The sequence below is a fragment of the Haliea sp. genome, assembly GCF_040221975.1.
Classification (GTDB): Bacteria; Pseudomonadota; Gammaproteobacteria; order Pseudomonadales; family Halieaceae; genus Haliea.
This window is the reverse complement of record NZ_JAVJWR010000028.1, coordinates 1-26322: the sequence shown is the minus strand read 5'-3', so window position 1 is coordinate 26322 and position 26322 is coordinate 1. Positions and strand designations below refer to the sequence as shown.

Annotated in this window: 25 protein-coding genes; 13 read left to right on the top strand and 12 right to left on the bottom strand. The window is 61.1% G+C overall.

Annotated features, from left to right (window positions below):
* The first annotated feature begins 18 nt into the window (after window positions 1-18).
* From RLO07_RS11545 to RLO07_RS11510, 8 genes are all read left to right on the top strand, one after another.
* Complete coding sequence (locus RLO07_RS11545) at window positions 19-732, top strand: ABC transporter ATP-binding protein (RefSeq protein WP_462292302.1); 714 nt, start codon at window positions 19-21, stop codon at window positions 730-732.
* Window positions 729-2519, top strand: coding sequence for a DUF1302 family protein (locus tag RLO07_RS11540; protein WP_462292301.1), 1791 nt, complete (start codon window positions 729-731; stop codon window positions 2517-2519). Before RLO07_RS11545 ends, RLO07_RS11540 begins: the two co-directional genes overlap by 4 nt.
* A gap of 120 nt (window positions 2520-2639) precedes the next feature.
* Window positions 2640-5414 (top strand): XrtA/PEP-CTERM system TPR-repeat protein PrsT, encoded by a 2775-nt coding sequence (prsT, locus tag RLO07_RS11535; protein ID WP_462292300.1) that lies wholly within the window; start codon window positions 2640-2642, stop codon window positions 5412-5414.
* Between the two features lie 287 nt (window positions 5415-5701).
* Complete coding sequence (locus RLO07_RS11530) at window positions 5702-6337, top strand: PEP-CTERM sorting domain-containing protein (RefSeq protein ID WP_462292299.1); 636 nt, start codon at window positions 5702-5704, stop codon at window positions 6335-6337.
* 429 nt (window positions 6338-6766) lie between these two features.
* A complete protein-coding gene (locus RLO07_RS11525) occupies window positions 6767-7447 on the top strand; it encodes a hypothetical protein (protein WP_462292298.1) in 681 nt (226 codons plus the stop codon).
* A gap of 6 nt (window positions 7448-7453) precedes the next feature.
* Window positions 7454-7756, top strand: coding sequence for a hypothetical protein (locus tag RLO07_RS11520; RefSeq protein WP_462292297.1), 303 nt, complete (start codon window positions 7454-7456; stop codon window positions 7754-7756).
* Window positions 7753-8664: an HprK-related kinase A gene (locus RLO07_RS11515; protein ID WP_462292296.1), complete on the top strand. Its 912-nt coding sequence runs from the start codon at window positions 7753-7755 to the stop codon at window positions 8662-8664. The genes RLO07_RS11520 and RLO07_RS11515 overlap by 4 nt, the downstream gene beginning before the upstream one ends.
* Entirely contained in the window at window positions 8661-9773 is a 1113-nt protein-coding gene (locus tag RLO07_RS11510) for a nucleotidyltransferase domain-containing protein (protein ID WP_462292295.1), read from the top strand. Before RLO07_RS11515 ends, RLO07_RS11510 begins: the two co-directional genes overlap by 4 nt.
* Before the next feature lie 44 nt (window positions 9774-9817).
* Here the strand turns inward: RLO07_RS11510 and RLO07_RS11505 are convergent, their stop codons facing one another.
* Window positions 9818-10021 carry a hypothetical protein gene (locus RLO07_RS11505; protein WP_462292294.1) on the bottom strand — a complete coding sequence of 68 codons (204 nt, stop codon included), beginning with the start codon at window positions 10019-10021 and terminating at the stop codon, window positions 9818-9820.
* A gap of 204 nt (window positions 10022-10225) precedes the next feature.
* On the opposite strand from RLO07_RS11505, the gene RLO07_RS11500 reads away from it, so the two are divergent.
* Complete coding sequence (locus RLO07_RS11500) at window positions 10226-10402, top strand: PEP-CTERM sorting domain-containing protein (protein ID WP_462292293.1); 177 nt, start codon at window positions 10226-10228, stop codon at window positions 10400-10402.
* A gap of 111 nt (window positions 10403-10513) precedes the next feature.
* On the opposite strand, the gene RLO07_RS11495 is transcribed toward RLO07_RS11500, so the two are convergent.
* The 5 genes from RLO07_RS11495 to RLO07_RS11475 form a co-directional block, all read right to left on the bottom strand.
* On the bottom strand, window positions 10514-12253 hold the full coding sequence (locus RLO07_RS11495; protein WP_462292292.1) for a hypothetical protein: 1740 nt from the start codon (window positions 12251-12253) through the stop codon (window positions 10514-10516).
* Window positions 12254-12453: 200 nt separating this feature from the next.
* The gene (gene gmhA, locus RLO07_RS11490; protein ID WP_462292291.1) at window positions 12454-13050 is read right to left on the bottom strand and encodes a D-sedoheptulose 7-phosphate isomerase; all 597 of its coding nucleotides are present in this window, start codon (window positions 13048-13050) and stop codon (window positions 12454-12456) included.
* On the bottom strand, window positions 13032-14063 hold the full coding sequence (locus RLO07_RS11485) for a GHMP family kinase ATP-binding protein (protein WP_462292290.1): 1032 nt from the start codon (window positions 14061-14063) through the stop codon (window positions 13032-13034). The genes gmhA and RLO07_RS11485 overlap by 19 nt, the downstream gene beginning before the upstream one ends.
* Window positions 14063-15283, bottom strand: a complete 1221-nt coding sequence (locus RLO07_RS11480) for a TIGR04063 family PEP-CTERM/XrtA system glycosyltransferase (RefSeq protein WP_462292289.1) — start codon at window positions 15281-15283, stop codon at window positions 14063-14065. The genes RLO07_RS11485 and RLO07_RS11480 overlap by 1 nt, the downstream gene beginning before the upstream one ends.
* Window positions 15283-16491 carry a TIGR03087 family PEP-CTERM/XrtA system glycosyltransferase gene (locus tag RLO07_RS11475; protein ID WP_462292288.1) on the bottom strand — a complete coding sequence of 403 codons (1209 nt, stop codon included), beginning with the start codon at window positions 16489-16491 and terminating at the stop codon, window positions 15283-15285. Before RLO07_RS11475 ends, RLO07_RS11480 begins: the two co-directional genes overlap by 1 nt.
* Window positions 16492-16626: 135 nt before the next feature.
* Here RLO07_RS11475 and RLO07_RS11470 point away from each other — a divergent pair, with 135 nt between their 5' ends.
* The gene (locus tag RLO07_RS11470; protein WP_462292287.1) at window positions 16627-17847 is read left to right on the top strand and encodes an HAD-IIIA family hydrolase; all 1221 of its coding nucleotides are present in this window, start codon (window positions 16627-16629) and stop codon (window positions 17845-17847) included.
* Between the two features lie 106 nt (window positions 17848-17953).
* Here the strand turns inward: RLO07_RS11470 and RLO07_RS11465 are convergent, their stop codons facing one another.
* On the bottom strand, window positions 17954-18256 hold the full coding sequence (locus RLO07_RS11465) for a hypothetical protein (RefSeq protein WP_462292286.1): 303 nt from the start codon (window positions 18254-18256) through the stop codon (window positions 17954-17956).
* 1359 nt (window positions 18257-19615) lie between these two features.
* Here RLO07_RS11465 and RLO07_RS11460 point away from each other — a divergent pair.
* Window positions 19616-20497, top strand: coding sequence for a patatin-like phospholipase family protein (locus RLO07_RS11460; protein ID WP_462292285.1), 882 nt, complete (start codon window positions 19616-19618; stop codon window positions 20495-20497).
* 55 nt (window positions 20498-20552) lie between these two features.
* Here the strand turns inward: RLO07_RS11460 and RLO07_RS11455 are convergent, their stop codons facing one another.
* From RLO07_RS11455 to RLO07_RS11435, 5 genes are all read right to left on the bottom strand, one after another.
* Window positions 20553-21188, bottom strand: a complete 636-nt coding sequence (locus RLO07_RS11455; protein ID WP_462292284.1) for a PEP-CTERM sorting domain-containing protein — start codon at window positions 21186-21188, stop codon at window positions 20553-20555.
* Window positions 21185-21541 carry a hypothetical protein gene (locus RLO07_RS11450; protein ID WP_462292283.1) on the bottom strand — a complete coding sequence of 119 codons (357 nt, stop codon included), beginning with the start codon at window positions 21539-21541 and terminating at the stop codon, window positions 21185-21187. Before RLO07_RS11450 ends, RLO07_RS11455 begins: the two co-directional genes overlap by 4 nt.
* A gap of 50 nt (window positions 21542-21591) precedes the next feature.
* Entirely contained in the window at window positions 21592-21972 is a 381-nt protein-coding gene (locus RLO07_RS11445; protein ID WP_462292282.1) for a cytochrome b5 domain-containing protein, read from the bottom strand.
* Window positions 21969-23165 carry a ferredoxin reductase family protein gene (locus RLO07_RS11440; protein ID WP_462292281.1) on the bottom strand — a complete coding sequence of 399 codons (1197 nt, stop codon included), beginning with the start codon at window positions 23163-23165 and terminating at the stop codon, window positions 21969-21971. Before RLO07_RS11440 ends, RLO07_RS11445 begins: the two co-directional genes overlap by 4 nt.
* A 249-nt stretch (window positions 23166-23414) precedes the next feature.
* Window positions 23415-23699 (bottom strand): hypothetical protein, encoded by a 285-nt coding sequence (locus RLO07_RS11435; protein WP_462292280.1) that lies wholly within the window; start codon window positions 23697-23699, stop codon window positions 23415-23417.
* A 153-nt stretch (window positions 23700-23852) separates the two neighbouring features.
* Between RLO07_RS11435 and dinB the strand changes: the two genes are divergently transcribed.
* A complete protein-coding gene (dinB, locus tag RLO07_RS11430) occupies window positions 23853-25007 on the top strand; it encodes a DNA polymerase IV (protein ID WP_462292279.1) in 1155 nt (384 codons plus the stop codon).
* Between the two features lie 85 nt (window positions 25008-25092).
* Window positions 25093-26247 (top strand): DUF222 domain-containing protein, encoded by a 1155-nt coding sequence (locus RLO07_RS11425; RefSeq protein WP_462292278.1) that lies wholly within the window; start codon window positions 25093-25095, stop codon window positions 26245-26247.
* The last annotated feature ends 75 nt before the right edge of the window (window positions 26248-26322 follow it).

The window sequence follows — 26322 nt, the reverse complement described above, 5'->3', positions numbered from 1 at the left end:
TCATTCTGGCTCTGCACGATGGCGATTGTAAAGGTAGAAAAGGTCTCCAAAAGATACCCCCTGGGCGAGCAGGTGGTCGAGGCACTGCGCGATGTCTCGCTGGAAATCGAGCCCGGGTCCTTTCTGGCCATCGCCGGCCCCTCCGGCAGCGGCAAATCGACGCTGCTGAATATCATCGGCTGCATCGACAATCCCAGCGCAGGGCGGGTATTCATCGACGGCCACGATGTATCCGGCAAGACGCCGGACCAGCTGGCGGATGTACGCGCCCGCACGCTCGGGTTCATTTTTCAGAACTTCAACCTGCTGCCGGTGCTGTCCGCCCGGGAGAATGTCGACTATCCCCTGCTGCAACTGCCGGAACTGACCCGGGCCGAGCGCCGGGAGCGGGTGGCTCACTACCTCGAGGTGGTGGGCCTGACCCGCTATGCCAGCCACCGTCCCAACCAGCTGTCCGGCGGCCAGCGTCAGCGGGTGGCGATTGCCCGCGCCCTGGCCACTCACTCCAGGGTGGTCCTGGCGGATGAACCCACCGCCAACCTGGACCGCGAGACCGGCCGCAGCATTCTGGAGCTGATGCAGAACATCAATCGTACTGCCGGCACCACCTTCATCTTTTCCACCCATGACCAGCACGTGATGACCATGGCCGATCGCCTGGTGCACATGGAAGATGGGCGCATCCGGGCCCTGGAAACCAATGCTGCCGAGCTGGCCGGAGCCGCCCAGTGAGCATCTGGCACACGCCGCCCCGGCGCGCGCTGCATTCGCTTCTGCCGGCACTGGTGCCGGTGCTGTTGGCCGCGCCATCGGCGCTGGCGGCAATTGACGCAGAGCTGCGGGTGGGTCGGGAGCCGGACCGGACCCGGCTGGTGGTGGATCTCAGCGAGCCCGCCACCTACCACGTGTTCAGCCTCAGTGATCCCGCGCGTATCGTGATCGACCTCAGGGACACCCGGCTGGCGGGACCGGTATCGCCGGACCTGTTCGCGGCCACGCCGGTAGCGCGCCTGCGCACCGGCATGCATGCGGATACCGGCCTGCGCCTGGTCCTGGACCTTGCCCGGGAGGACGTGCAGCGGAAGACATTTGTCCTTGACCCCGACGGCGATGCGGGCCACCGCCTGGTGGTGGATCTCTACCATGGCGCCGTAGACCCGCCTGCGGCAGATACTGCAGCGGCTGCCGCGTCAGCCCCGGCTTCCGCGCCGCCGCCGGAGGCTACCCTGGCCGCCGCGAGGGAACCTGTGCGCCCGATATCGCGCCCGGCGAGGCCGGCGCCCAGACCCGAACCCGCCGCGGCAGCAGTGCCAGCGGGTGAGCCCCAGCCGGCCGTCAGCGACCTGCACGTGCGGGGCTACGGTGAACTGGCCGCAGCCTGGAACACTGCTGATCCCGAGCACTGGTCGAAGCTGCGGGCGCGGCTGGAACTGGGGCTGACCGGGCGCCTGGACTGGGGCGCGCGCTTCAAGTTGTCCGGGCGCATGGAGGGCGACGGCGCCTACAGCGTGGAGGATAACTTCTATCCGTCCGCTGTGCGCCGCGACCAGCGCAGCGACTTCAGTGTGCGCGAGGCCTACCTGGACTTCGGCGCCGGGGCCTGGGAGTTCCGACTCGGCCGCCAGCATGTGGTGTGGGGGGAAATGGTGGGACTGTTCCTCGCGGATGTGGTCTCCGCCCGCGACACCCGCGAGTTCTTCCTGGAGGAATTCGAGACCATGCGCATTCCCCAGTGGGCGGTACGCGCCGAGCGCTTTGCCGGCGATGCCCACCTGGAGCTGCTCTGGGTCCCGTATCCCAGCTATGACGAGATCGGCAAGCCCGGTGCCGATTTCTACCCTTTCCCGGTGCCCGCGGGCACCCCGGTGCGTGAAATCACCCCCAGCCGCAGCAAGCCCTCGAACCACGGCCTGGGTGGACGGTTTTCCTACCTTGTCGATGGCTGGGATCTTTCCGGTTTCTACTATCAGAGCAGCGATGTGGCACCGACCCTGTACCGCACCGACGCGGGCCTGGAGCTGCGCCACGACCGTATCCGCCAGGTCGGCGCCACCTTCTCCAAGGGCTGGCGCGACTTTGTGCTGAAGGGGGAGGCGGTGTACACCAGCGGGCGCAGCTTCCTCTCGCTGGACCCGGCCGCCCGCTTTGGCCTGCAGGAGAGCGACGCCGTCGACTACGTACTGGGCGTCATGATTCCCCGCGGCGACTGGCGTTTCGACGCCCAGTTCTACGGCCGCCATGTCTTCGACCACGACCGCGCCATGGGCTTCGATGCCGACGAAACCGGCCTGACCCTGCTGCTGAACCGGCGCTTCGGCGACAGCGGTGAGGCGGAAGTGCTGTACCTGACCGGCCTCAACCGCAGCGACTGGTCACTGCAGCCCAGCGTCAGCTGGAATCTGACCCAGGCCTGGCGCCTGCGCTTCGGCGCCGACCTGTTCGGCGGCGACAGCATCGGCCTGTTCGGCCAGTACGACAACAGCGACCGCGTGTTTGTGGAGCTGCGCCGCTGGTTCTGACCCCCACCGTTCAGCCCTGTCGCCTGCTCGATTTGTGAACCACGCACGTTCCAGCGCTTGGCCCCAAGGCCAGTCTGGCCTAAAGTGCTATAGTGTTTTCTTTCATACAAGAGGCCTTTCATGCCAACGTTTCCCGGCCGCAAGCTCTGGCTACCCCTCGCGATCAGCCTGGCGCTGGCGGGCTGCTCCAAACCCCTGTCCCACGATGAGTTGTTGGCGCGCGCTACTGACGCTTTTGCCGAAGGCAAGCTGAATGCCGCGGAGATCGACGCCAAGACCGCGCTGCAACAGGACACCCGCAGTGCCGAGGGGCGCAGGCTGCTCGGCCAGGTATACCTGCGCCAGCGGGCGCTGGCAGAGGCCGCTGTGGAGTTCGAGAAGTCCCTGGAGTCTGCCCAGGACCCGGCGGTAGCAGTTCTCTACGCGGAAGCCCTGCTGGGAGCCGGTGATGCGCAGAAGCTGGTCGATCTCCACGAGGATACCGGTTTTGCCTACCTTGCCGACGAGCCCGCCTGGCTGGCTCTGGTGGCGCGGGCCCAGGCCCAGTCTGGCGATACCTTCACCGCCGAACATACCCTGTCGCGGGCCCTGGAGCTGGCGCCGGAAGATCCTCAGGTGCGCCTTGCCCAGGCCTTTGTCGCTGTCCGTCATACGGGCGAGATCGCAGACGCCGAGGCGATCCTCAAGGCCCTGACCGAAAGCCATCCCGAGTTTGAGGAAGCCTGGAGCCTGTACGGCAGCCTCAAGCAGGCCCGGGGTGATTTTGCCACTGCTGAGGCGGCTTTCGCGACGGCGAGCAAGCTCAACCATTTTCGCCTCAACGATCGGCTCGGGCTGGTTGCCACCCTGGTCGAGCAGGGCAAGCACGAGGAGGCCGGCAAGGAGCTGGAAAAGCTCGAACAGATCATCCCCGATCACCCGGGGGTCAACTACGCCCAGGCACGAATCATGCTGGAGGGCGGCAATGTTGAAGGTTCCCTGCAAGAACTGGCCAAGGTGCTGAACGTGGCGCCGGATCACTTGCCGAGTATCTACCTGGCAGCCAACGCCAACTTCCGCGAAGGTAACCTGGCGACGGCGGAGAGCCACCTGACGCGCTTCCTGGCCTCCCAGCCCCGTAACATCAATGCCCGCCAGATGCTGGCGGCGGTACACCTGCAAATGGGTGAACCGGAGCGCGCCGAAACCCTTGCCCGCCGCCTGTTGGAGGAATTGCCGATGAACGTGCCGACCATGAACCTGCTGGCCCTGGCCCTCACGGCCCAGGGCATGCACGCTGCCAGTGCCGAGGTGTACCAGGATCTGGCCGGCGTCACCCCGGATTCAGCCGCCGTACACATGGAGCTGGGCACTGCCCTGGTGCGCGCAGGCGATACCGGGCCCGGGGTGGCGGCGCTGGAAACCGCGCGCGAGCTCGACCCGGAGAATACCGAGGTTCGCTACCGGCTGGTACGTGCCCATGTCGCCGATGGCGACCGCGAGACAGCATCGATCGAGTTGGAGGCATTCCGCGCCGCCGCGCCGGAGAGCCCGCTGCCCGGCCTGCTGGGCGCCCAGCTGGCCCTGGCGGAAGGTGACCGTGACAGTGCCGGGGAGCAGTTCCGGCAGGTACTGGCGCTGGACCCGGGCAACACCCAGGCCCGCCAGGGGCTGGCGGCCCTGGCGATGCAGGATGATGACTCGGGTGCAGCGCTGGATATCCTCAACGAGGGTCTGACGGCGCAACCGGATGACCTGCAGTCGATGATGAACCTGGCGGCGGTACATGAGCGTCGCGGTGAAACCGAGGATATGGTCAAGGTGCTGGAGCGGGCGGTGGCTGCCCACCCGCGGACGCTGGAGCCGCGCCTGTTGTTGGCGCGGCACCATTTCCAGCAGCAGCGTCCCGGGGAGGCCGTGCGCCTGCTGACCGAAGTGCGGGAAGAGCACAATAGTGACCCGCGCCTGCACCAGCTGCTGGTCGGCGCCTTCATCGCGGTGGAGCAGCCGGGCGCCGCGGTGAACGCCGGCCGTCGCCTGGTGGAGTTGCTGCCCGACAACGTCCGGGCCCTGCGCCTGGCGGCCCAGGCCGAGCGCGCCAACGGTGACCTGCCCGCGGCCGAGAACTGGCTGCGCAAGGCACTGGAGCTGCAGCCGCGTGACGTTGATTCCCGCAAGTTGCTGGTGGAAGTGCTATTGCAGCAGAACAAGCTGGCCGAAACCAGCGAGCAGCTGGCCCTGCTGCCCGAAGGGGTAGTGCCACCGGCCCAGCTCGACCTGGCACGAGGTCGCCTGGCGTTGACCCAGGGTGATTTCGCCGCGGCCGAGGAACTGCTGCGCAAGGCAAATGCCGCGCAGCCCAACAGCAACGGCGTGGTGTTCCTGTCCACGGCGCTGTGGCAACAGGGCAAGCGGGATGAAACCTATGCCTTGCTTGAGGACTGGCTGGTGCAGAATTCGCAGGATGCCCTGGTATTGAACCAGCTGGGCACCCTGTATTCGAGCCAGGGCCGCGATGACGATGCCGTGCGTGTCTATGAAACCTTGCACGGGATAGCGCCCAGGGATGTGGTGGCGCTGAACAATCTGGCCTGGGCCTATCGGGAAAAGAACACCGAGCGCGCTCTGGAGCTCGTGCAGGAAGCCCTGCAGGCGGCTCCGGGCAATGTCGCGGTCCTGGATACTCACGCCATGATCCTGCTGGAGCGTGGTGATCACAGTGAAGCGCTGGCAGTCAACCAGAAGACTCTGGATGCCGCGCCCGAGTACCCGCAGTTCCGCTACCACAGGGCGCAAATCCTGGCGGCGGCGGGAGATAACGCGGAGGCGGTGACCATTCTGAGGGAACTGGTGGCTGCGCCGGCGTTCCCTGAACAGGCAAAGGCTCGTGAGTTACTGGCGGAGCTGCAGGATTAATCGCCATTGGCCGAAATGCCGTGCGGGGGCCGTTGCGCTGCTCCCGATTCACTGGTGGCCGGGGCCGTTGTGGCGATGAAGGCAGCCTGAAACCCGGAGTCAACTTTTTTTACACAACGCCTATTGCGAGAAGAGTTTCCAGAGAAAGTGGATTCATAACTTACTGATAAATAGAAAAATTATATGGGATGGCCTGGAATGTGCTTGTTATAAGCTTGTCGAAACCAAGATGTTTCGGATGAGCCCGCAGAGCGTGTGGGAAGCTTCCGGCAATGGAGTTGTGGAATATGAAGATGATGACAGGGGTATGGAATCGGGTGGCCGCTGGCGGTGCGGCGCTATTGTTGTGTGGCTCTGTCCACGCCAATTTGTTGGTCAACCCCGGATTCGACAGCGACCTTTCAGGCTGGACGATCAACCCCATCACCACGACTGGCGTGACCTGGGTAGCAGGCACGGCCCATGTCGGTCGTCCCGGCCCTTCCGGGGTGGCAGTCTTCGAGCAGTCATTCGACATTCTCGCCGGCACAGGTAGTCTCGGCATCAGCTTTGATTACCAGTGGCAAACGGGCACGCCGGATACTCCAGACTTTTTCGGGGTGGAGCTGACCTACGCATCGACTTCCGGGGCGGTGACGGAGTTGCTGCTGTCCGAGTCGAGTGCGGGGGCTTCCTTCAACGCACCCTTGGTTTACAGCGGCTCGATCTCGCTGGTTGATTTGGTTACCGGGTCTGGTAACGGTACGGTGCGGTTCATGCTGGCCGAACCAGGCAACACGAGAGTTGGCACTCGTATCCAGTTGGACAACGTGGTCGTGGCGCCGCGTGCTGTAGTCAATCCGGTTCCGGTGCCGGGCACGCTGTTTTTGCTGGGCTTGGGTTTGGTGGCTCTGTCCCGGCTTCCCGGTAACCGCAAGAGCTGACCGTGACGTCCTTTCAGGGAGCTTGCATTGCGGTGAACACCGGGTCGGTATAGCACTCGGGACGCGACGGGGGTGGTGCGATTCACGCCGCTGCGATCGTCGCGACTGCTGTTAAATGGGATCATGGGCTGCGCGGAATGTTCGCACTTTTTTTCCGGCAGTGGCGCGTACCCGAGAGAGCCGGGGCAAGCCAGTCCGATGAAACGTGATGCTGGTCGCAATTCCAGCGTGGTGGGCTGGCCAACCTCCGGTTTTCCTGCAAGACTGTACATTGCGTCGACTATTTTTACAGAGGTACTGTACAGGCACTGGCGTCAAGGGTGGTGTGTATACAGAAAAGTATGTAAAAACAAAAGGTTATACGGTAAGGCATAGAAATTGCCAGTAATGTGCCGAGGCGGCTGTTCGCCAAGGGCAAGAGAGTTAGTCATGAAAAAGACGACCGACAAGCAAACCCAGGAATCAGGGGCGCAGGAGCCGGTGGCTGGCGGGGCCGACAGCCAGCTTTCGCGCCGCCGCTTTACCGGCGCTGGCCTTGCCGCACCGGTGATCCTGTCGCTGGCAAGCCGGCCGGCCTTCGGGGCTGTGTGCACTCCCTCGGGCTTCGTATCCTACTCGCCCAACAACCCATCCGGGATTCGCCGGCATGAGGCCGCTTGTGGTGGTCTCAGCCCCGGTGCGTGGAAGACTCCGGATGCGGGTAAAGGTGATGGCAGCCGGGCTCAATGGCTGCCATTCGCTCCGAACCCCCGGCAAGAGGGTAATGCCAGCCCCGCCGCAAAATCGGCTGAGAAATCGGCCAAGAAGTCCAGAAGTGTAGATACTTTTGCTGATCCCCCAGGAACCCTCTTCTTTGACGTTTTCGGCGTCAACGACCATTTTGGCACCCTGCACGATGTCTTGCTCGAACGTTCAGGGTCGCTGGAGTTTCATGTGGTCGCCGCACTTCTGAATTCAACGACCATTCCCGGCTACATGGCCACAGAAGACGTCATCGGCCTGTACCGGGCAACGTTCTACGGTTACTCGTCTTACACCACCGTGAAAGGCGCCACGATCCGGATGGATGGGTTTGACCTCAAGGCCTTCATTGAACAGACCTATCACTGATTTCCCGTGACTGCAGCCGCTGCCTTGTGGCAGCCGCGCGTCACCGAGGCTCTGGTGACGCACCGCTTTCCCGAGGGTGTCGCAGTGTTCAATGCCCGTGACAAGTCCACCGCCTACCTCCCCGACCCCGCAGGAGCGGTATTTGCCATACTGCTCTGCGAGCCGCATGGACTGGCCGGAGGGGATATTCTGCAGCGCCTGAGAACGACAGCTGGGTTCGACGAGGATTGTACCCTGGTCGGTGTGGAGGAGCTGCAATCGGTTCTGGTGGCGCTTGAACAGCAACATCTGATCAGCGCCTGCGAATGAGGCTGGCGGAGCTACCGGCGCAGGAATTTGCCGCGCAGTTGGGTGGAGAAGGTGTGGTGCTTCGCGCCGGGCGTTTCTCGGTTCGCTTGATGTCCCCGCTTGCCAATGTCGCGGACGGCGTTCACAAACTTTACGCGGATAGCGACAGGCTGGATCCCGCCTTCGCCGATTTCACCGTGCGCGTACAGCCGGCTTCGGGACTGCGTCGCTGGTACCGGCCGCAGGCACTGTTTTCACTTAACGGGGCACTGCCGTTCGCACCATTGCCGCTGGCCCATGCCTACCCGCTGCTTGAATGGGGCCTGAACTGGTGCGTCAGCAACCATTGTCATCAGTACCTGATTGTTCATGCCGCGGTGGTGGAAAAGCACGGCCAGGCGTTAATCCTGCCGGGGGCACCCGGTGCCGGCAAGAGTACCCTCTGTGCACTGCTGACGACTCGTGGAGGCTGGCGCCTGCTCTCCGATGAGTTGGCGCTGATCGATCTCGCCAGTGGTCTGCTGCACCCGAATCCGCGCCCTGTCAGCCTCAAGAACGCCTCCATCGGGATCGTGCAGCGCACGGTGGCGGAGGCCGTCTTGAGCCCGGCCGTGGCGGATACGCTCAAGGGCACCGTGGCACACCTGCGGCCACCGCCGGACAGTATTGCTCGAGTGGATGAGCCAGCCGCACCCGCGCTGATCGTATTTCCCCGGTTTATCGAAGGAGCGCAGGCGAAGCTCGCTCCACTGCCCCGAGGGGACGCTTTCATGCGCATGGCAGACAACGCCTTCAATTACTCCATCCTCGGTGCGGCGGCTTTCCGGGCCTTGGCTGCCCTGGTTGATCAGAGCCGCTGTTACGAGTTTCCCAATGGTGGCGATGTTGACGACACGCTTGCCACCATGGATGCCCTGGTAGAGTCGTGAACAAATCGAATAGCAACGTGGATTTCCCCCTGCGTGCAGTGTTGCTGCAGCCGGACACCGCCGCCGGGTATGATCTCGGGCAGTGGGATCTGCTGGTGCAACAGGCACGGGGAGCGGGCCTGCTGGCGCGGGTGGCCGCGCTGCTGCGCGAAGCGGACCTCGGTGACCGGATTCCACCTGAGGTGCGCTGGCATTTAAACAGCGCCTTTACCGTCTATCGCGCGCACAGTGACGATGTCAGACTGGAGGTGGAGCACATCGCGCGGGCGTTGAAACCTGCCGGCGTGCGCCCCGTCCTGCTCAAGGGGGCCGCCTACCTGGCCGCCGGTGATCGGGCGCGGCTTGGGCGCCTGTACAGCGATGTGGATATCTTTGTGCCCCGTGACCATATCGATGCGGTCGAGCAGTTGCTCCGCTGGCAGGGCTGGTCTGGCGAAGAGTTAAGCGCGTACGACCAGGCCTACTATCGCCGCTGGATGCATGAAATTCCGCCGTTGATCCACCGCTCCCGGGGCATCGCCCTGGATGTGCATCACAACCTGCTGCCACTGACTTCCCGGGTCAAACTGGATGCGGAGGCACTCGCCGCGGGCATTACCCCGTCCGATTTCCCGGGGGTCGATGTGCTGGCGCCCAGCGACCGGGTGCTGCACAGCGCGGCGCATCTGCTGCTGGAAGGTGAATTCGACAATGCCTTCCGTGACCTGTCCGACCTGTATCTGTTGCTGACGGAACTGAGTGCGGCTGATCCCGGGTTCTGGGATGCGCTGCCGGCGCGTGCAGCGGAGTTGGGGTTGAGCCGGGTCCTGTACTACGCTTTGCGCTATCTCGCGCAGTTGCTGGACCTGGCGGTACCGCCGGATGTCACCGCCAGATTGCAATCCGCGGCACCGGTGGCGCCTGTGCGCTGGATAATGGATCGATTGTTTGCGAGCGCGCTGTTGCCGATTGCGGTCACGGGGCAGGGGGGCTGGCCCGGGTTTGCCCGGTTCGCGCTCTACCTGCGTTCACATTACCTGAAAATGCCCCTGCCGCTGCTGGCGCGCCACCTCTGGCACAAGGCAGTGATCACCCCTTTCGAGTATCGCCAGCCCGACCCGGCGGCATAGCAACGGCTGGGCGGCTTGCTGTTGCAGTTGGCCAGGGCGTAGTTTCAGCGCCTTTGCTCTGCCACCAGGACATGAATCTTTGCGAAACAGCCGGCGGCCAGCAGGGCGACGCCGGCCAGCAACCACATCCGCAGTTCAGTGCCCAACAGATAGAACTGGCCGCCCAGGCGCAGTACCACTGCCAGGGCGCAGATCAGGATACCGGCGGTACCGGTTGCTGTTCCGATGTAGTCAATCCATTCATTCATCGTGCACCCTGCTCCCTCTAGTTATCTGTGCTGGATACCCGTTGAGTATCCGCCGCCACCAATGAGAAAGCAAATTGTAACGCGCCAGGTTGGACCGGATATTCCCCATCGCTGGCGTCCTCGACGGACCTAAGCAGTATCGCGATCTTCGGTCGCACGGATTGCTGCTCCGAGCGTGATGTATACAATCTGGATTTTCTCGATGTGTCCGGCGCATCGATTTTCACCATTGATGCACTGAACGCTACGGGTAGCAACAGCAATCAGGCCTCATTCCAATTCCCGACTGCGTCAGTGCCGGAACCCGGCATGCTTGGCCTGTTTGGTCTGGGCTTGACGGGGCTTGCGTTCCTGCGTCGTCGGCGCAGCATTCAATCCTGATAACTCCTGCCATGGCCCCGGTAGAGCGGTACTGACGCTTCCGGGGCTTTGGCCTGCCCGGCGTTTTCATCGCGTGGGGTTCGTGCTCCAGCGCAAATGCTCACGCAGCGCCTACAACCGCTCCACCTCGAACTGCCTCATCCCCGCACTCATGGCAATCTGCTTCCGCAGCCGCACCCTGGTGTGCTCTCCATCGCGCTCCAGCCCCAGCAGCTGGCCTTCGGTGAATCCACTGCGGGGCGTTATCAGGGTGGCATGATGTTCCGTCAGGGCTGTGGCTGACAGCAGGAATACCCTGGCGGTTGTCGTCTTGTTGCTGCCTTCGCGCAGCAGCCGCGCCGCCCAGGGAGCGGGGTTGCCGCCCAGCAGCTCAACGCCCGTGCGCACACTCTTGCCATGTTCCTGGTGCACCCAGCGTATGACGCCCAGTTGCCACGGTGCCTTCTCCGATCCTCGCAGGCACAGCAATTCGCCGCTCCTGAGCGAGCTCTTCAGGGCACAATCCCACTCCAGGCAGTAACCGCCGGGGCTGGCGTCCACTGCGATGGCGGGGCTGATGGAAAAGACGCTGGCGGGGGGCGGCGAGGGCGCTGCAATCGTCTCGGGGGCGGCTTCCTCAACCTGCATCTCGATACTGCCATCCGCATTCATCGCTGCTGCCGAGCCCCGGAACGGGTCGCCGCCCTCGGCGACCGACCAGGGATCGATGCTCCCGGTCTCGCGCAGGAAGGGGTTTTCGGCGCCGCCTGGCGATCTGGCCACCGGGTCCCCGGCAATGCCTGTCAGTTGTTCCAGTGTTCGTTCTCCGGCCAGGTAGTAGTGGCTGGCACTGAAGCCCGGCGCTGCATCGAGTGTTTGTCGTACGCTGACGCGCTGGGCAGCACGAATACGGTCACTGCCAAGACAGTTTATGACATGCTCGAGTATCGGCAGTTGCAGGCGCGTGCTGCCGAGCACGATGTCGTTGCGCTGTGCCTGCCGCGCGGACTCGATGAGGTCAGCCACGTGAGTGACCAGTGGCCCGGTGTCCAGCAGTCGATGGCGGAGCGTATCGAGTACCCGCAGGGTTGCGGTGTAGGTCGGGGGGGCGGACGCACCGAGGTCCACGGCCAGCAGACCCTGGCCGGAGCGGGGCGTGTACAGGCGACAGAGCCGTGCCCAGTATCCCAGGCCCTGGTACACCTGGTTGACGTCTGCCTGCAGCAGTTGGCCCGGTTGGCAGCAGGCCAGCAGCAAGGGCAGCAGGTAGGTCGCCTGGACGGTGGTGTCCCTGCCGTCCGGGCCCGGGAAGGCCATTGCTGCCAGCTGTTGCTGCTCGGCGAGCAGGTAGAGCTGGTGCAGGGTATTCCACACACGCGCTTCCAGTGGCAGGTGCAGCTGGTAGGCAAGCAGCACCTTCTGCGCAGCGAAGTGGATCGCCCGTTGCAGTGATTCGCCTGTCATGCGTGCCGGATCCCGTTTGCCGACACTCGCGGGATCGTCCAGCGTGTGCACGGCGACGATGGAGTACGCGGTGCAGGTCAGTCCCGCCAGTTGGTCGGCGAGTTTCGCCAGCGCCTGCAGTCCCCTGGGCAATTCCAGCGGCTGATTGGCGAGCCTGTGACCGACCAGCGTCATGGCCTGTTGTATCGCTGGTTGCAAGGTCAGCAGCAGGTCGTGGCGAAGCGCGGCGGGGAGTGGCGTACGGTTGAACTCGTCAAGGGCTTCGCAGAGTGTGCTGGCGAGCGCCTGCGGATTGCCCATCGGCAGCATCTCACTCCAGCCGGCGGCCGCCTTGGCAGTGGTGGCAAACCGTTCAAACCTCTGCCGGTCCTGCGGCGGAATACGTATGCTGACGGGCAAGTTGCTCATGAGGGCTGCGCTTTCGGTGCATTAACGGTGCAGGTTACCGCAGTGGCTGCGGGTTCGCCAGATGTCCCAGATGAATCCCCGACGAGTTGAGCTGGACAGGTTACGCTACAATGTGGGCGGCAGCGGTACAACCGAATTCTGACCAGGATTCACCATTGCAAGCTCCGCGCGGCTGAAATCAACGGTGGTTCCGAGGGTCCCTAACGTGGATCGTCGAACAACGCGAGCTCAACCATCCCGCAGAGCGTGTGGCCTATGACAATATGAGCTTCTTGAATCCGAGGCGTATTATCGCTTGGCACGCAGAGGCAGTGATCGCACAGGTCGCGCATTTTGCCGCCACTCTCCCCCGTCAGCCCGATAGTCGTAATGCCTTTGAGACGCGCTGCTTCGAGCGCCAGTAGAATATTCGGGCTGTTGCCCGAAGTTGAGATGCCCAGGAAGACATCGCCGTTCTGGCCATTGGCTTCTATCTGGCGTTTAAAAAGCTGGTCGTAACCATAATCATTGCCAACAGCAGTAAGAATGGATGTGTCTGTAGTCAGCGCAAGCGCCGGCAATCCGGGGCGATCAAAATTGAATCTGCTGACGAACTCCGCAGCAATATGCTGGGCGTCAGCGGCACTACCGCCATTCCCTGCTACCAACAATTTGTGACCTGCCTCGTAGCGGTCAATTAGTAGATGCCCCATGGCCGTGATCTGCTGCATTAACCGGGAGTCAGCCAGAATGCGCTGCTTTACCACTACCGAAGCTTGAAGCTCACTAACAACGTAATTTAGGTCGGGACGCTCCATGCGCAAGCTCCATCTGGTTCAAACTGAAAAGGAACGACATCGCCGTTCAGTTGATTCAAGGTCCTGATCAATCGCACCCGTTCCACTGGGTCGACAATAAACATGATAAAGCCGCCACCGCCGGCTCCAGAGACTTTTCCGGCCCAGGCACCTGCTGCTTGCGCAACACCCATGACCTCTTCGATTTGTGGGTTACTGATCTTGTCTGCCAAATTTCGCTTGGTTTCCCAACTACGGCCCAATATTTCGCCAAAGCGCCGAATATTGCCGCGCAGTAATGCATCCTTCATGGCTCCCGCATCCTGCTTGAGCTGATGTACTGCTTCCACAGATTTTCCCGGCCCCGATTTAAAGCTCTCGATTTGCTGGGCAATAATCATATCCGACGAGCGAGAAACGCCGGTGTAATACAGCACAATGGAGGCCTCCAGCTCACTCAGAATCCACTTTTTTATCCGCAGTGGGTTGACTGTGACCCGGCTGTGCTCGTGAAATTCCATGAAATTGACACCGCCGAACGTGGCCGCGTATTGATCCTGCGCGCCGCCTCTTAGGCCGATGTCCAAACGCTCAATCTCAAAGGCGAGGTGTGCTACATCATACTCCCCGAGAGGCAAGTGCAGCAGTTCCGCGAAGGCCGTCAGGATGGCAACCACCATAGTAGATGATGAACCCAGACCAGAACCCGCCGGGGCATCCGAATACGTGCAAATCTTCAGCGAGAGTGGTTCGCCGTCATTAAAATCACGAATAACCCGATTGTACACACCCTTGTGCAGATCCAGGAGTCCATCGTACGCAAAGTGCGCGGCACAAGGAGCGGTAAATGTTTCCTCGCGGTCTGTGGCCGTAAATGTGACCGTGCCATCGTTACAGGGCTCAATCGTACAATATGAACTCAGATTGATTGAGGCGTTAAGTACCGCGCCGCCATAAAGATCGCAGTACGGTGCTACATCGCTACCTCCGCCAGCCAGACCCAGCCTGAGAGGTGCCTTTGACCTGATTAACATTACTGAAAGCCTCCCGGCGCCAGGCGCCGATAAACCGACTTCAGGTTTTCCACGCTGTTCACCCAATTGCGTTCATTTTCAACAAAGTTTCGACCCGCTTCTCGGATAGCCGGCCACCTTTCTTCATGATCCAACAAATCCAAAAGGGACCTCACTAGATCATCTACATCATCGGCTTTGAACAAGGTGCCCGTTACTCCATTACGCACTAGCTCCTTGTGTCCTCCCACATCTGAAGCGAGAAATAGACTTTTTTGCGCCATCGCTTCCAGTGGTTTCAACGGAGTAACCAAATCTGTCAGACGCATGGATTTTCGCGGGTATACCAGCACATCCGTGACCGAATAATAAGCCTCGACGTCCTCATATGGAACACGGCCCGTCATTATAACGGCATCCTGCAAGTCCAGCTGCGCGATCTGTTGCTTTAATGCATCGGCAATTTGACCATCTCCGACGAGCAATAACCTGATGTCCGAGCGCGCTTGCAACAGTTGTGGCATAGCAGCTACGAGCAGGTCAAGACCCTCATAGGCGTAGAACGATCCTATAAAGGCAACAACTTTTTTCCCCGTTAATTGCAGTCGCTCTTCAATATCGGCATTACGCTTGCCTACGGGTTGGAAGCGGTCGGCATCGACCGCGTTGGGAATGATCGTAATTTTATCTGCGGCAATACCACGTGCGATCAAATCCTGACGTATGCCCTCACAGATACATGTCACTGCATCGACGTGCTTGAGAACCCAGGTTTCCATCGCCCGGGTCAGTCGATAGCGCAGGCCACCCTCATGGCTGGTGCCGTGGCTGACGGCGGCGTCCTCCCAAAATCCGCGAACTTCGTAAACTACCGGCAGGCCGAGAACTCGACTTGCTCTGATTGCGGCGATGCCATTCAGTGCCGGCGAGTGCGCGTGTAGCAGATCTGGCTTTTCCTTCCGAGCTATCTCGAGCAACCGTTTCGTGAGTACCGTTATCACTGACCATTGCCCGACAACTGGCAGTTGCTCGAACAGTCTCTGTGACCCTTGGCAACGATAAAACTCAAACCCGTCAACTTTCTCAATGGGGTTGATCGCTTTACCAGGATTGTGCTTGGGGCCAGTGATTTGTGTAGTCTTCCAGCCGAGCGCTCGCTGTTCTTTCAGGATAGCCTTTGTACGAAAAGTATAACCACTCTGTAGGGGAATGGAGTGATCGAGTACGTGCAGTACATGCATTACTGAGCATCCTTGGTATTGATCAGATACTTTTCCATTCGCCGCAAGTTTGTATCCCAGTTGTAGTGTTCCAGCACACAAGCACGACCTGCCGTATTCATTTGTCTAGGTTGCGCCAGAAGTTCCGATGCAGCAGAGATCATCGCATTGGCATCGTTAGCCACAATTGAGAGGGTCTCTGGATAGTCTATGATACCCAACATGGCATCCTGTGTAGCCAGGATCGGCAATGCCATTGACATTGCCTCCAGGGCCTTATTTTGAATCCCCCTCGCCAATTGTAATGGCAAGCATGCAGCCAACGCGTGGTGAAGATAGGGGCGAACATCCGGGACGCCACCCGTTACCCTCACTCCAGCCAGTTTATTTAGTTGCATTACCTCGTCGGTGGGTTTCATCCCGACAATGCAAAATAGAAAATTTGGTTCTTTTGCGAGCACTGCTTGCAACACATGCTCACAGAACCACTTCACGGCTTCGATATTCGGTCGATAATCCATTGCTCCCGTAAAGACCAGCACTTTCTGCCCGGGTTGATAAGGGTTCTCAAAGTAATGCTCCGGGTCGAAATACGCACTATCTACGCCTTGTGTCCGATACTGCACTTTGTCTGCACTTTCGGGAGCAAGTTGCTTGAACAGGGCAGCCTCCTCCCGTGAGACAAAAATACTGACATGTGTAGAGGCTGCCATTTCGCGCTCATAGGCCAGCAGTTTCTCTGCCTCTCGCTGGTAGAGCCAAGACAAAGGCCAGTGCTTTGCCTGGGCATAACTGCGCCATTTCTCGCTGTCAACATCCTCGGCATCAAAAACCACCGGCACATGCGCAGGAAGTAATCCCTTTACGAATCGCCCCATAACGCCGCTAAAAATCAAGACTGCATCGGGACACTCTTGCTTGATACTGGCGCGCACCCACTGCTGTAACTCAACATTATCGTAGTAGCTCAAGCTCAATGCCCGTCCCCTAATCAGACCCAGAACGCTACCGGTCAATCGCTTCCACCTGGGTAATTCTACGATACAACCATCCTCACACTTCTCCATGACCCTATCTACATATTGCAGATCCTCAGGGTCATCGACAAAAGTGCCCAAGTGTACACGCCAATGCTGCGAGAAGTAGTTGAGCATGTTGTTCGAGGAAATCTTGTCGCCTTTGTTCGGGGGAAAAGGCAATCGGTGGACCAAGTACAGTAGTTTTTTCATTCAGCTTCTTTTCAGATCAACGCGGCAAGGTATGCCCTTGCTCCGTCATGAGGGCACAGTTATATTGACCCCACGATAGTAGAGGGCAAGCGTGCATAGATAAAGCACTTGCAAACCAGTAGGAAAGATATTTTCATGAAAAGTGTGAAACAAGCCGCTATTCTCATTGGAGGCAGGGGTACCCGGTTAGGTAGCGCCGTGCGGATCACACCCAAGCCCTTGCTTGAGGTGTGTGGCCGTCCCTTTGTGGAGCACATCATGCTCAACTTGCGCCGCTTCGGTTTCACGGAGTTCGTTCTACTGGCGGGCTACCAGTCCAAGGTTGTATACGAGAAATACGCATTGGAGTCAACGTTCGCGCAGCAACTCGAAGCCAATATCGAGGTTGTGGTTGAGCCCTCGCCAATGGGTACTGGTGGCGCGCTCAGGCACGCCCGCGAACACCTTCAGGATGAGTTCCTGCTCCTCAACGGAGATTCCATTTTTGATTTCAATTACCTGGATTTGTCAAACTGCCAGCGTGAAGGTGAACCTGATGATTGGCTCTGCCGTGTTGCACTTCTTGCCGTGGAGAGCGCCACACGCTATGGATTTGTTGATCTTGATGGATCGCTGATAACAGCGTTTCGGGAAAAGCCCAAGCTGCCACAATCAGGGCTGATAAATAGCGGTGTCTATTGGCTGAAAGCCCAGATGATCGATGCGATAGAGGTAGGTCCTTGCTCGCTGGAACAGGACGTGTTTCCCCGGCTTGCGAGCGAGGGCCGCATGCTTGGTCGCACTTATAAGGGCTTTTTTATCGATATTGGAATTCCTGAGGATTTGGAAGCTGCCAGAGCCAATCTCTCGCACAATCTCAGGAAACCCGCTGCATTCCTGGATCGAGACGGGACACTGAACCACGATGGTGGGTACACGCACAAGATCGAGGAGTTCAAATGGATCGACGGCGCTAAGGAGGCCATCAAATTGCTGAACGATGCAGGCTATCTGGTGTTTATTGTCACCAATCAAGCAGGTATTGCTCGAGGCTACTATGATGCGGCAGCAGTGGAAACGCTCCACGATTGGATGGCGGGCGAACTGTGTGAGTTGGGCGCACATATAGATGATATTCGTTACTGCCCCCACCACCCGGAGGGCTCCGTGCCCTCGCTTTCCACGGAGTGTGATTGCCGTAAACCTAACACCGGTATGTTAATAAGCCTGATTGAGCGCTGGAATCCTCTGATGTCTGAAAGCTTCATGCTCGGAGATACAGACCAGGATGCTGAAGCGGGTATCGCCGTTGGAATATACGGTAAGAAAATTGAGCCGTCCTCGATACTGCAGGAAGTTGAATCGCTACTCGAATAGCGTTGTTCCCAGCTTGAGCTCTCCATCGGTTGGGGGGCTTTCAGCACAATGCCGGTCTGCTGAGTGCCCTCGGGCTTTTCTTACCGCGACCAGCGGATGACACAAGTTACCATGGGCTGTCGCGATCGCCGCGCAGGCAAATCAGGTCTCCTGTCTTCACCGGCCTGGGGGTTACGCTGCGCCTGTCCATACTGTAGCCACCCGGACTCGCGTCAAGGGTGGAGACCTCGAGGGTCGGGTGCTTGTCCGCTGCGGCCACCGCCGGTGCTGCGGTGGTCGCGGCAGATGGTGCCTGCTCCGGCGTACCGGGGACGAAATCGATGCTGCTGTCGGCATTGAAGCTGACTGCTTTGCGCTGAAACGGGGCGCCCCTATCGCTGATCGCCCAGGGATCAACCGCGCTTTTCATCCAGAAAGGGGGTGGAACCTTGCCCTGGCTCGGTCAACGGGATATCGCCATGGACAAGCTGCTCCGGTGTTCGTCCTCCCGTCAGACGGAAATGGCTGGGGCGGAATCCCACTACTGGTTCGAGTGACTGGCGCACGCTGACGCGCTGGGTGCCGCGGCTGCGCGAGCTGCCCAGACAATCGATAACGTGCTCTAGCACCGACAATTTCAGGTGGGTGGCACCAAGATCAGCGTCGACCGGCCCGCCCGGCACGTGGCGTCGAGCAGGGCGGTGACGTGCTGTATCAGCCTGTGTCCAGCAGCTGGCCCGGCTGACAGCATGCCAGCAACTACGGCGCCAACCAGATGTTGCAGATATTGGTATCGTTGCCCTTGGCCCCAGGCACGGCCAGGTGTGCCAGCTGTTGTTGCTCCGCCAGCAGGTAGAACTGGCGCAGATGATGGCGCGCTGCAGCGCGGTGCAGACAGGTTGATCGGGTGTGTGCCCGATCACCATGTACGGTTCCCCTAGTGAGTGCGTCGCGAGCACGGTATAGCCCTTGCTGGTCAGGCTCGCAATTTGATAAGAAACGGTGGCCGGGGCCTGCGGGCGTGGTGTCAAAGCGGTCGAAGTGTGGCCTGTCCTGCTTCGGGATACGGAGAGCGAGGGGCTATGTGTTGCTCTTTGGGGCTTTGCTGTCCGAATAGAGTCCCGAGCGTACCGCAGTAAGGTAGCGGCGCTCAGTCAGCGTACAGAGTCAGCGTACGGATCTACTTGTTTCGTTCGAGGGAACTGCTCCGCACTCAGGCAACCTGAGCCTCGATGTAGACGACATTGCGCCGGACCATCGGTTATATCTTCGTGGAGTTTCGTCGGCGCAGTGGTTGCCCCTGATAAATCAACTTGTGTGTCCAATATTGTTCATGACCTGAGTGGGCCACGGAGCTATCGTGGACAAGGTGAACGAGCTTCCAGATACGGTTTGAACCAACAGAAAATGAAGTGGGTCCGCAATGTCTACCGAGGAATTCTTGCTGCGCTTGCTATCGCGGTACCCAGTTACTCATCGGTGGCAGCGCCCGTCTGCACTGGAAATTGTTCGCCGGGTAATGTCGTCTATATCGAGACCAGCGACGACGGGGTTGGATCCCTGGAACTGTGTGGAGGTGACGAGGTCCTGGCCCCTGACGGTGCCTACACTGGATCTCTGGGCAACAGTGTTGGTACAGCAACCGTTCCCGGAGATGGCTCCAGGCTGGATGTGGGAGGTGGAGCCGCGTCCATGCTTTTTGTCGACCGGGAGCGATGTGACAGGGATCCTGCCCTTGTTTCGGTCACAGGCTATACTCTGTGCATTGAGGTAGCAGGGGAAATGAAACGTGGTCCCAACACAGGGCAGCGACGAGTCTCGCATCGTCCCGGTGCTGGCCGGTGGCGGCGGTCGCTTTGCCGCGCATGTCGGTGCGCTGCAGGCGATAGAGGAGCTGGGCATCAGCTACGATACGCTGGTGGGCGTTTCCGGCGGCAGTATTGTCGGGGCACTGGCCGCGTTTGGCTATTCGCTGGCGGAGATTCGCAAACTGACCCTGGAGACGGACCTTTCCAGCTTTGCCGACCCGAGCATCTTGTCACTGCTGCGGACAGGCGGTCTTTCCAGCGGCAACACATTCGAGGCCTGGGTCAATGACCTGCTGCAGGGCATGACCTTTGCCGAGCTGGACTTCGACTACTACGTGGTGGCAACTGATGTGCGATCGGGACGGCCGGTGGTCTTCAGTCGCCACACGCACCCGGACACGCCCGTTGCCCTGGCGGTGCGCTTTTCCATGTCGGTACCCATCCTGCTGAGCTTCAAGGAGTACGGCGACCACCTGATGGTCGATGGCAGCATTCTTTCCGAAGAAGCGCTGCAGCGGGATTGGGCGGGAGATGGCACTCCGGTGGCGGTCTTCAAGCTTCGCAGCAGCGGCGGCGGTCGCCGTAGACCAAAAAGGGCGTCGATGCTGCCCCTGCGCGACTATCTCGAGCTGCTGGTGCAAACCTTCATGACAGCGCTGTCCCGCGAATACATCAATGAGGCCTTCTGGTTGTCGACCATTGTTATCGAGACCGGCGATACCTCGCCCTTTGATCTGAAACTGGGTCGGGCGGAAAAGGAGCGGCTGTTCACGGTTGGCTATGACACCACCTGCGATGTGCTGCCCCACAAACTAATGCGGCAGTCTGTGGCTGACAGGAAAACGTTGGTGGCGGGCGATTGAGCTGGATGTGAATCGTGGTGTGGCGAGAGCGCCACACCCTGCGAGATTCACCCGTTTACGCAGCGAGGGGGGCAGCGCGCCTCGACCAGCGCTTCCGGCCCATGGCGAGGCCGAGCAGTCCGAGACCGAAAAGGGCAAGGCTGCCGGGTTCAGGAACGGAAGCCTGAACAGAGTAGGTTCGTGCACCGCCACCACTCCCGGGGAATGATGCACTGCCGAGCGTCAGGGTGTCTCCCCCTGCAACGGGCAGTTCGTTAGAGCAGCCACTTTGGCTGCACCAGGCGACACTCTGGCCACCACTGCTGTAGTCAACTTTGGCGCTACCAATCCAAAGCCCCAGTAGCCATCCCGCTTGCACGGAAGCGCTGCCGGAATTTGGAGTGAACGCGAACGTGTTCAGACCGGCGGAAACCGTTCTCTGGTCTGCGCCTTTCACGCTGTATGAATTGCTGCCAAGGTCTTCCAGAACAAGCAGGCCCAGATTGCCGCTGTTTGCGGCCCAGACGCTCCAATTACCAACGGTACCCGGGTGGGTGAATGTCTGGCTGGTCAGTGCAACGATAAAGTTGCTCCACTGGTCTGCGTTGGCGCGGTCGACCACCGGGTTACCGATAATGGATGCCGAGGCGAATGTGGAAATGATCAATCCCACGATTCCGAATGCTGCTCCCAGTAATGTTTTGCTGTTCATTCGTTGCATTTCCTTTGATGTGGTACTTCTTTTATTAATCTTCGCAATAACTGGGCCAGATTTTTATTGCCCTTTTGCAACAATGGGTTACCAGTTTTCGGGGAGGCCTGGCGCCTGCCAATTGTAAAAGAATCCGACAGGCTCACCGCTTCCGCTTCCGCCTCGCAGGCAGCCTTGTCCTGGTCCAGGTTCCAGGTTCCAGGTTCCAGGTTCCAGGGGTTGCGGCTGTCGCCGAACCGGGTTGACTCGGTGGTGCCAGTGCCGCCGAATTCCGGGCTCGCGCTGCGGCAACAGCGCTCGCTGGCAGCGAGCAGGCGGTTCCTGATCAGGGTGCGGCGGGGCATGGATTTCATCGTCACCAATCCAGGCCTGGCACACATGTGAAGGTCAGGTCTCGTCGGTCCTACTCCACCAGCGCCCCCACCCGGTACTCCTCCATCATCGCCCAGGCGGCGGGGGAGTGATCGCGGCCATAGCCCTTGGTGCGCATGCCTTCGGTCGCTTCCTTGCCGCACCACGGCTCCAGGACAAAGGCCGGGGTGGGGTGGCTGGGCACATAGGCTGTGAGGTCATACACCGCGCCGTCGATAGCCATCCAGCAATCGTCCAGAGTCGCGTGCCCTGCGACCTGCTCCAGGGTGTATCCGGGCGTCGTCGCTGCGGCCGCCACCGGTTCCTGGCCGGTTCCGGCTGGCGCCTCGGTGGGTGCCATGGCATGCAGCGTAGCGATAGTGGCAATGCTGGACCAGAACGCCACAAAGGTAGCAAACACGACTTTTTTCATAGCAGCTCAAACTCCTCGGAATGAATACGGTCGGCGCTGACGCCCGCCTTGCGAACATGATCCCTGATCAGCTGGTTAAGCGCCAGTGGGCCGCAAATGTAGACATCGCGGCGGGCGAGGTCGGGGCAGGCTGTGGCCAGGAAGGCTGCTGTCACCGGGCCCTCCTGGAAGTAGTAGTGGAAAGTCAGGGCGCAACCGGGGATCTCCGCCGCCAACTGCCGCAGCTCTTCGCCGTAGACTGTGCGGCTTTCATCCTGCACGCCGTAGACCAGGTGGATATCGCCACGCTCGCCCAGTGCCCGCAGGTGGCGCATGCGGGCCAGGAAGGGAGTGATGCCGACGCCGCCGGCGACCCACAGCTCCGGCGTGGTCACCCGGGCGTCGGTGGGGAAGAAACGACCGTAGGGCCCTTCCACGGTGACCGGGGTACCGACGGGAATGGTCTGGATGGCGCGGCTGGCATCGCCCAGCGCCTTGATCGCGATGCGCAGTTCCGGCTCCAGCGGCGAGGAAGACAGGGTGTAGGGGTGCTCTTCCCTGTGGCCTGCCGCGAGGCCGGGGTCCAGGGGAGTCAGGTAGACGAAATTGCCGGCGGAATAGGCGAGGTGGGTTTTTTCCGGTCGCAGGCTCAGTTCCGCGATTCCGTCGGCCACCGCGTCAACCCGGGTGATAGTGTAGGGCAGGCGGCCGATACGGCGCGAGAACACCAGGCGCCAGCCCACGGCACCGACACCGAGCAGGGCAAACAGGGACCAGATGATGGTATCCGTCGGCCCCGGCATAGTGCGGCTGAACAGGAAGGTATGAATCAGCGCCAGGATGACCGCGGGCCCGGCCAGCGCATGCACGCGCTTCCAGCGCTCGTAGTTGGGGGCGCCGAAGAAAGCAAAACTCGGTGCCAGGAATGTCATCATCAATAGCAGCGCCAGCCAACCGGCCCAGGTTGCCCGATCCGCCAGTGGCGGGAACAGCGTGTCAAACGCCAGCCCCTGACCCCAGGCCGACGCGGCGAAGGCCAGCAGCAGTGGATGTATCAGCAACAGCAACAGCGAACCCGCACCCAGGAGGTGGTGGGTGCGCCAGAGCTTGGTGAGGCCGCCAAAGGGGAGGTCGACCCCGGGCACCCGGGCGCTCAGCGCTGCGGCCAACAGCAGCAATGCGAGCCCGGCCACCCCGGCCAGCCGTCCCAGCATATTGAGGATGGCGCTTGCCGAGGCGAAGTCTGCTGTTCCCAGGCCAGCTGCGAAAAAGGCAACCGGTACCAGGGCAAGAGACCAGATCAGGGCGTGGGCGGCGCGGGGCTTGATGGCGATGGTGTGCTCCTAAAGCAGCTCTTGATTCAATGTACTATTGTACGTCAAAGAAATGAAGCCGGTCGGATGAGCCTGGCACAGGCCTCACGAGAGGTCTTGCCATTCAAGTTTGCCACTGACACCCGCCCCTCAGGAGCGGCGGAAAAATTGCAGCACGCGCAGCCAGAGTGAGGGTGCGGCTGGCCCGGGCTTGCGGGAGCGACGATGGGATTCGGGCACACCGTGTTCCGCGTACCACTGCTCCCACTCATGCGGCGTCAGGGTTTTCGGTATGTAGTCGGGATCGGTGTGTTCGAGGGCATGTGCCTGGAGCGAAGTGTTACCCTCCGGCTTGGCGTCCGCAGCCCTGCCTTCGTCGTCGGGGGAGGGCCGGTTCAGGGCTTCGCGAATCTTCCGTTGCTGGGGCGTTTCCATGGGGTAATCGCATTGCCTGGGTCAAGTGACCTGTGACTGTATTGTAGCAACTCCCGCCATCGCCAGCAGCGCAGGCCCAGGGCTAGTTCATCCCGGAGTTGCTGCCACTGTGCCTGTTGGCGCCAGTCGAACGGGTGCAGGTACCCATTGCGCTTGCCGTCCATCGGGCACGCGCCTACCATTCCGGCCATGCAATCCGGGACCCCGCCAGCGCGCCGCAAGATCATCCATATCGATATGGATGCGTTCTTTGCCAGCGTCGAGCAGCGCGATAATCCCGCTTTGCGGGGCAAGCCGGTCGCGGTGGGCGGCTCCGCGCTGCGCGGGGTGGTGGCGGCGGCGAGCTACGAAGCGCGGGTGTTCGGGGTGCGGTCGGCGATGCCCTCGGTCACCGCGAAACGGCGCTGCCCTCAGCTGGTGTTCGTGCCTCCGCGCTTTGAGGTGTACAAGTCGGTGTCGCAGCAGATCCGGCAGATTTTTGCCCGCTACACGGACTTGATCGAGCCCCTGTCGCTGGACGAAGCCTACCTCGACGTTACCCGCGACAAGCAGGGTGTGGGCAGCGCTATCCGGGTGGCGGAACACATCCGCAGGGAGATTTCCGCGGAAACCGGTCTCACCGCCAGCGCCGGCATCAGTTACAACAAGTTCCTCGCCAAGATCGCCTCCGACCAGAACAAGCCCAACGGACAGTTCGTGGTGCTGCCCCAGGACGCTCTCGCCTTTGTCGCGACGCTGCCGGCCCGACGCTTCTACGGTGTCGGGCCGCGCACGGCGGAGCGCATGGCGCGGCTGGGTATCCACACCGGCGCCGACCTGCGGGCGCAGAGCCTGGGTTTCCTGCAGCAGCATTTCGGCAAGGCTGCGGAGTACCTGTACCGCGCCAGCCGCGGCGAGGACCAGCGCCCGGTGCGTCCGGACCGGCAGCGCAAGTCCATCGGCGGCGAGCGTACCTGGGCGCAGGATCTGCAACAGGACGCGGAGCTGGTGGCGGCCCTGGATGCGATCATCGACATCGTCTGGGAGCGGATTGCCCGGCAGTCAGCCTCGGGGCGCACGCTGACCCTGAAAATGAAGTTCGCGGATTTCCAGCAGATTACCCGGGCGCGCTCGCTGGATGCGCCGATTCCGGATCGCGCAAGCTTCGCGGCTGTTGCCCACGGTATCCTCGCTGGCCTGTTGCCGGTGCCGCGTGGCGTGCGCCTGCTGGGCTTGTCGCTGTCGGGATTGGAGACGCCAGTGGCTGATGCGGGAGCGGCACACGCCGTGGCCGAGCCGGTACCGGCGCAGTATCTCCTTGAGTTCTAGTGCTGATGGCTGTGCTCCCGCGCAGGGTGGCCGCATTTGATGAAACGCGGTCCTTGGGGTATTGCTGCGGCGTGGCTAATATACTGTGTATTCATACAGTATTGAGGGCTTTGTCATGGGCATGCCGGCGATTATCGAGGATTCGCCCCAGCGGTTGACCGGGGCGCAGCTGGGGCAGGCGATAACTTTCCTCTCAGGGCAAATCAATGCGGCAAATCATCGCTTGCTGCGGCTGATTGCCGAGTTCGATCGCTCTGGTCATTGGCGCGAGCAGGGCACCATGCGCTCCTGCGCCCACTGGCTGGTGGCCCACTGCGGCATCACCCTGGGAGCCGCACGGGAGAAGGTGCGGGTGGCGCGGCAGCTGGAGGTACTGCCGGAGGTAAATGACGCCTTCTCCGAGGGCGGCCTCTCCTATTCCAAGGTGCGCGCCATCACCCGCGTCGCGACGCCGGAGAACGAGGGCTTTATGGTGCACCTGGCTCAGCAGAACAGCGCGAGGCATCTGGAGAGACTGGTGAGCCGGTATGAACCCGTGCCAGAGCCGGGGCTGGCGGGGTTGCTGGATTGCGAGCCCGGCGAGATAGCGGCGGCTGGGGCTTCGGATGAGGCGGTCGAGCGTGATGCTGCCGGGTTTGCGGATGATGCCGCTACCGGCAGTGGGGATCACGCAGCCGGGCGTGGCGGCACGCCCGCAGCGGACGCCGAAGTCATGCGCGAGCTGGCCCGGGAGCTCTACTGGTTCCAGAACGAGGACGGCATGTGGATTCTGCATGCTATGCTGCCGCCGGAGCAGGGGCAGCTGGTGATAAAGGCCGTGCAGTCTGTGGTCCGGCCGCTGGCAGAGGCGCGCCAAGACGAGTGGCAGGCAAGGCAGAAGGCGCGCATGCAGGCGGTGGCGCGGAAGCTCCTGCAGCGTGGGGATGCAAAGCCGGAGGCGGTTGCCGAGGGTGCGCCGGGGCAGGCTGATTCCTGTGTGGGTGTAGCAGGCGGGGACCAACACACGGGGCCTTGTGTGGGCGCAACAGGCAGGGACCAGCAGGTAACCCAGGGAGCAGGCGCTGAAGCCGGCCCAGGCCAGGGCTTGCATGGAGAGAGCCCCTCCGATGGTTCATGCCCGGGAGAGACACCAGAAAAAATTTCCGCGGGATCCCTGCCGAACCATCTCGCCTACGCGCGGGCGGAGGAGAAAATCTCCGCGGATATAGTCACTCAGTCCCGCTTTTTTGGTCTTTACTAGATCAACTGGCAGGTAGCTGCCAGGAAAGGCGGGACATGCACCCGCAGGCTACGAATGTCTCCGCGGAATCGCTCG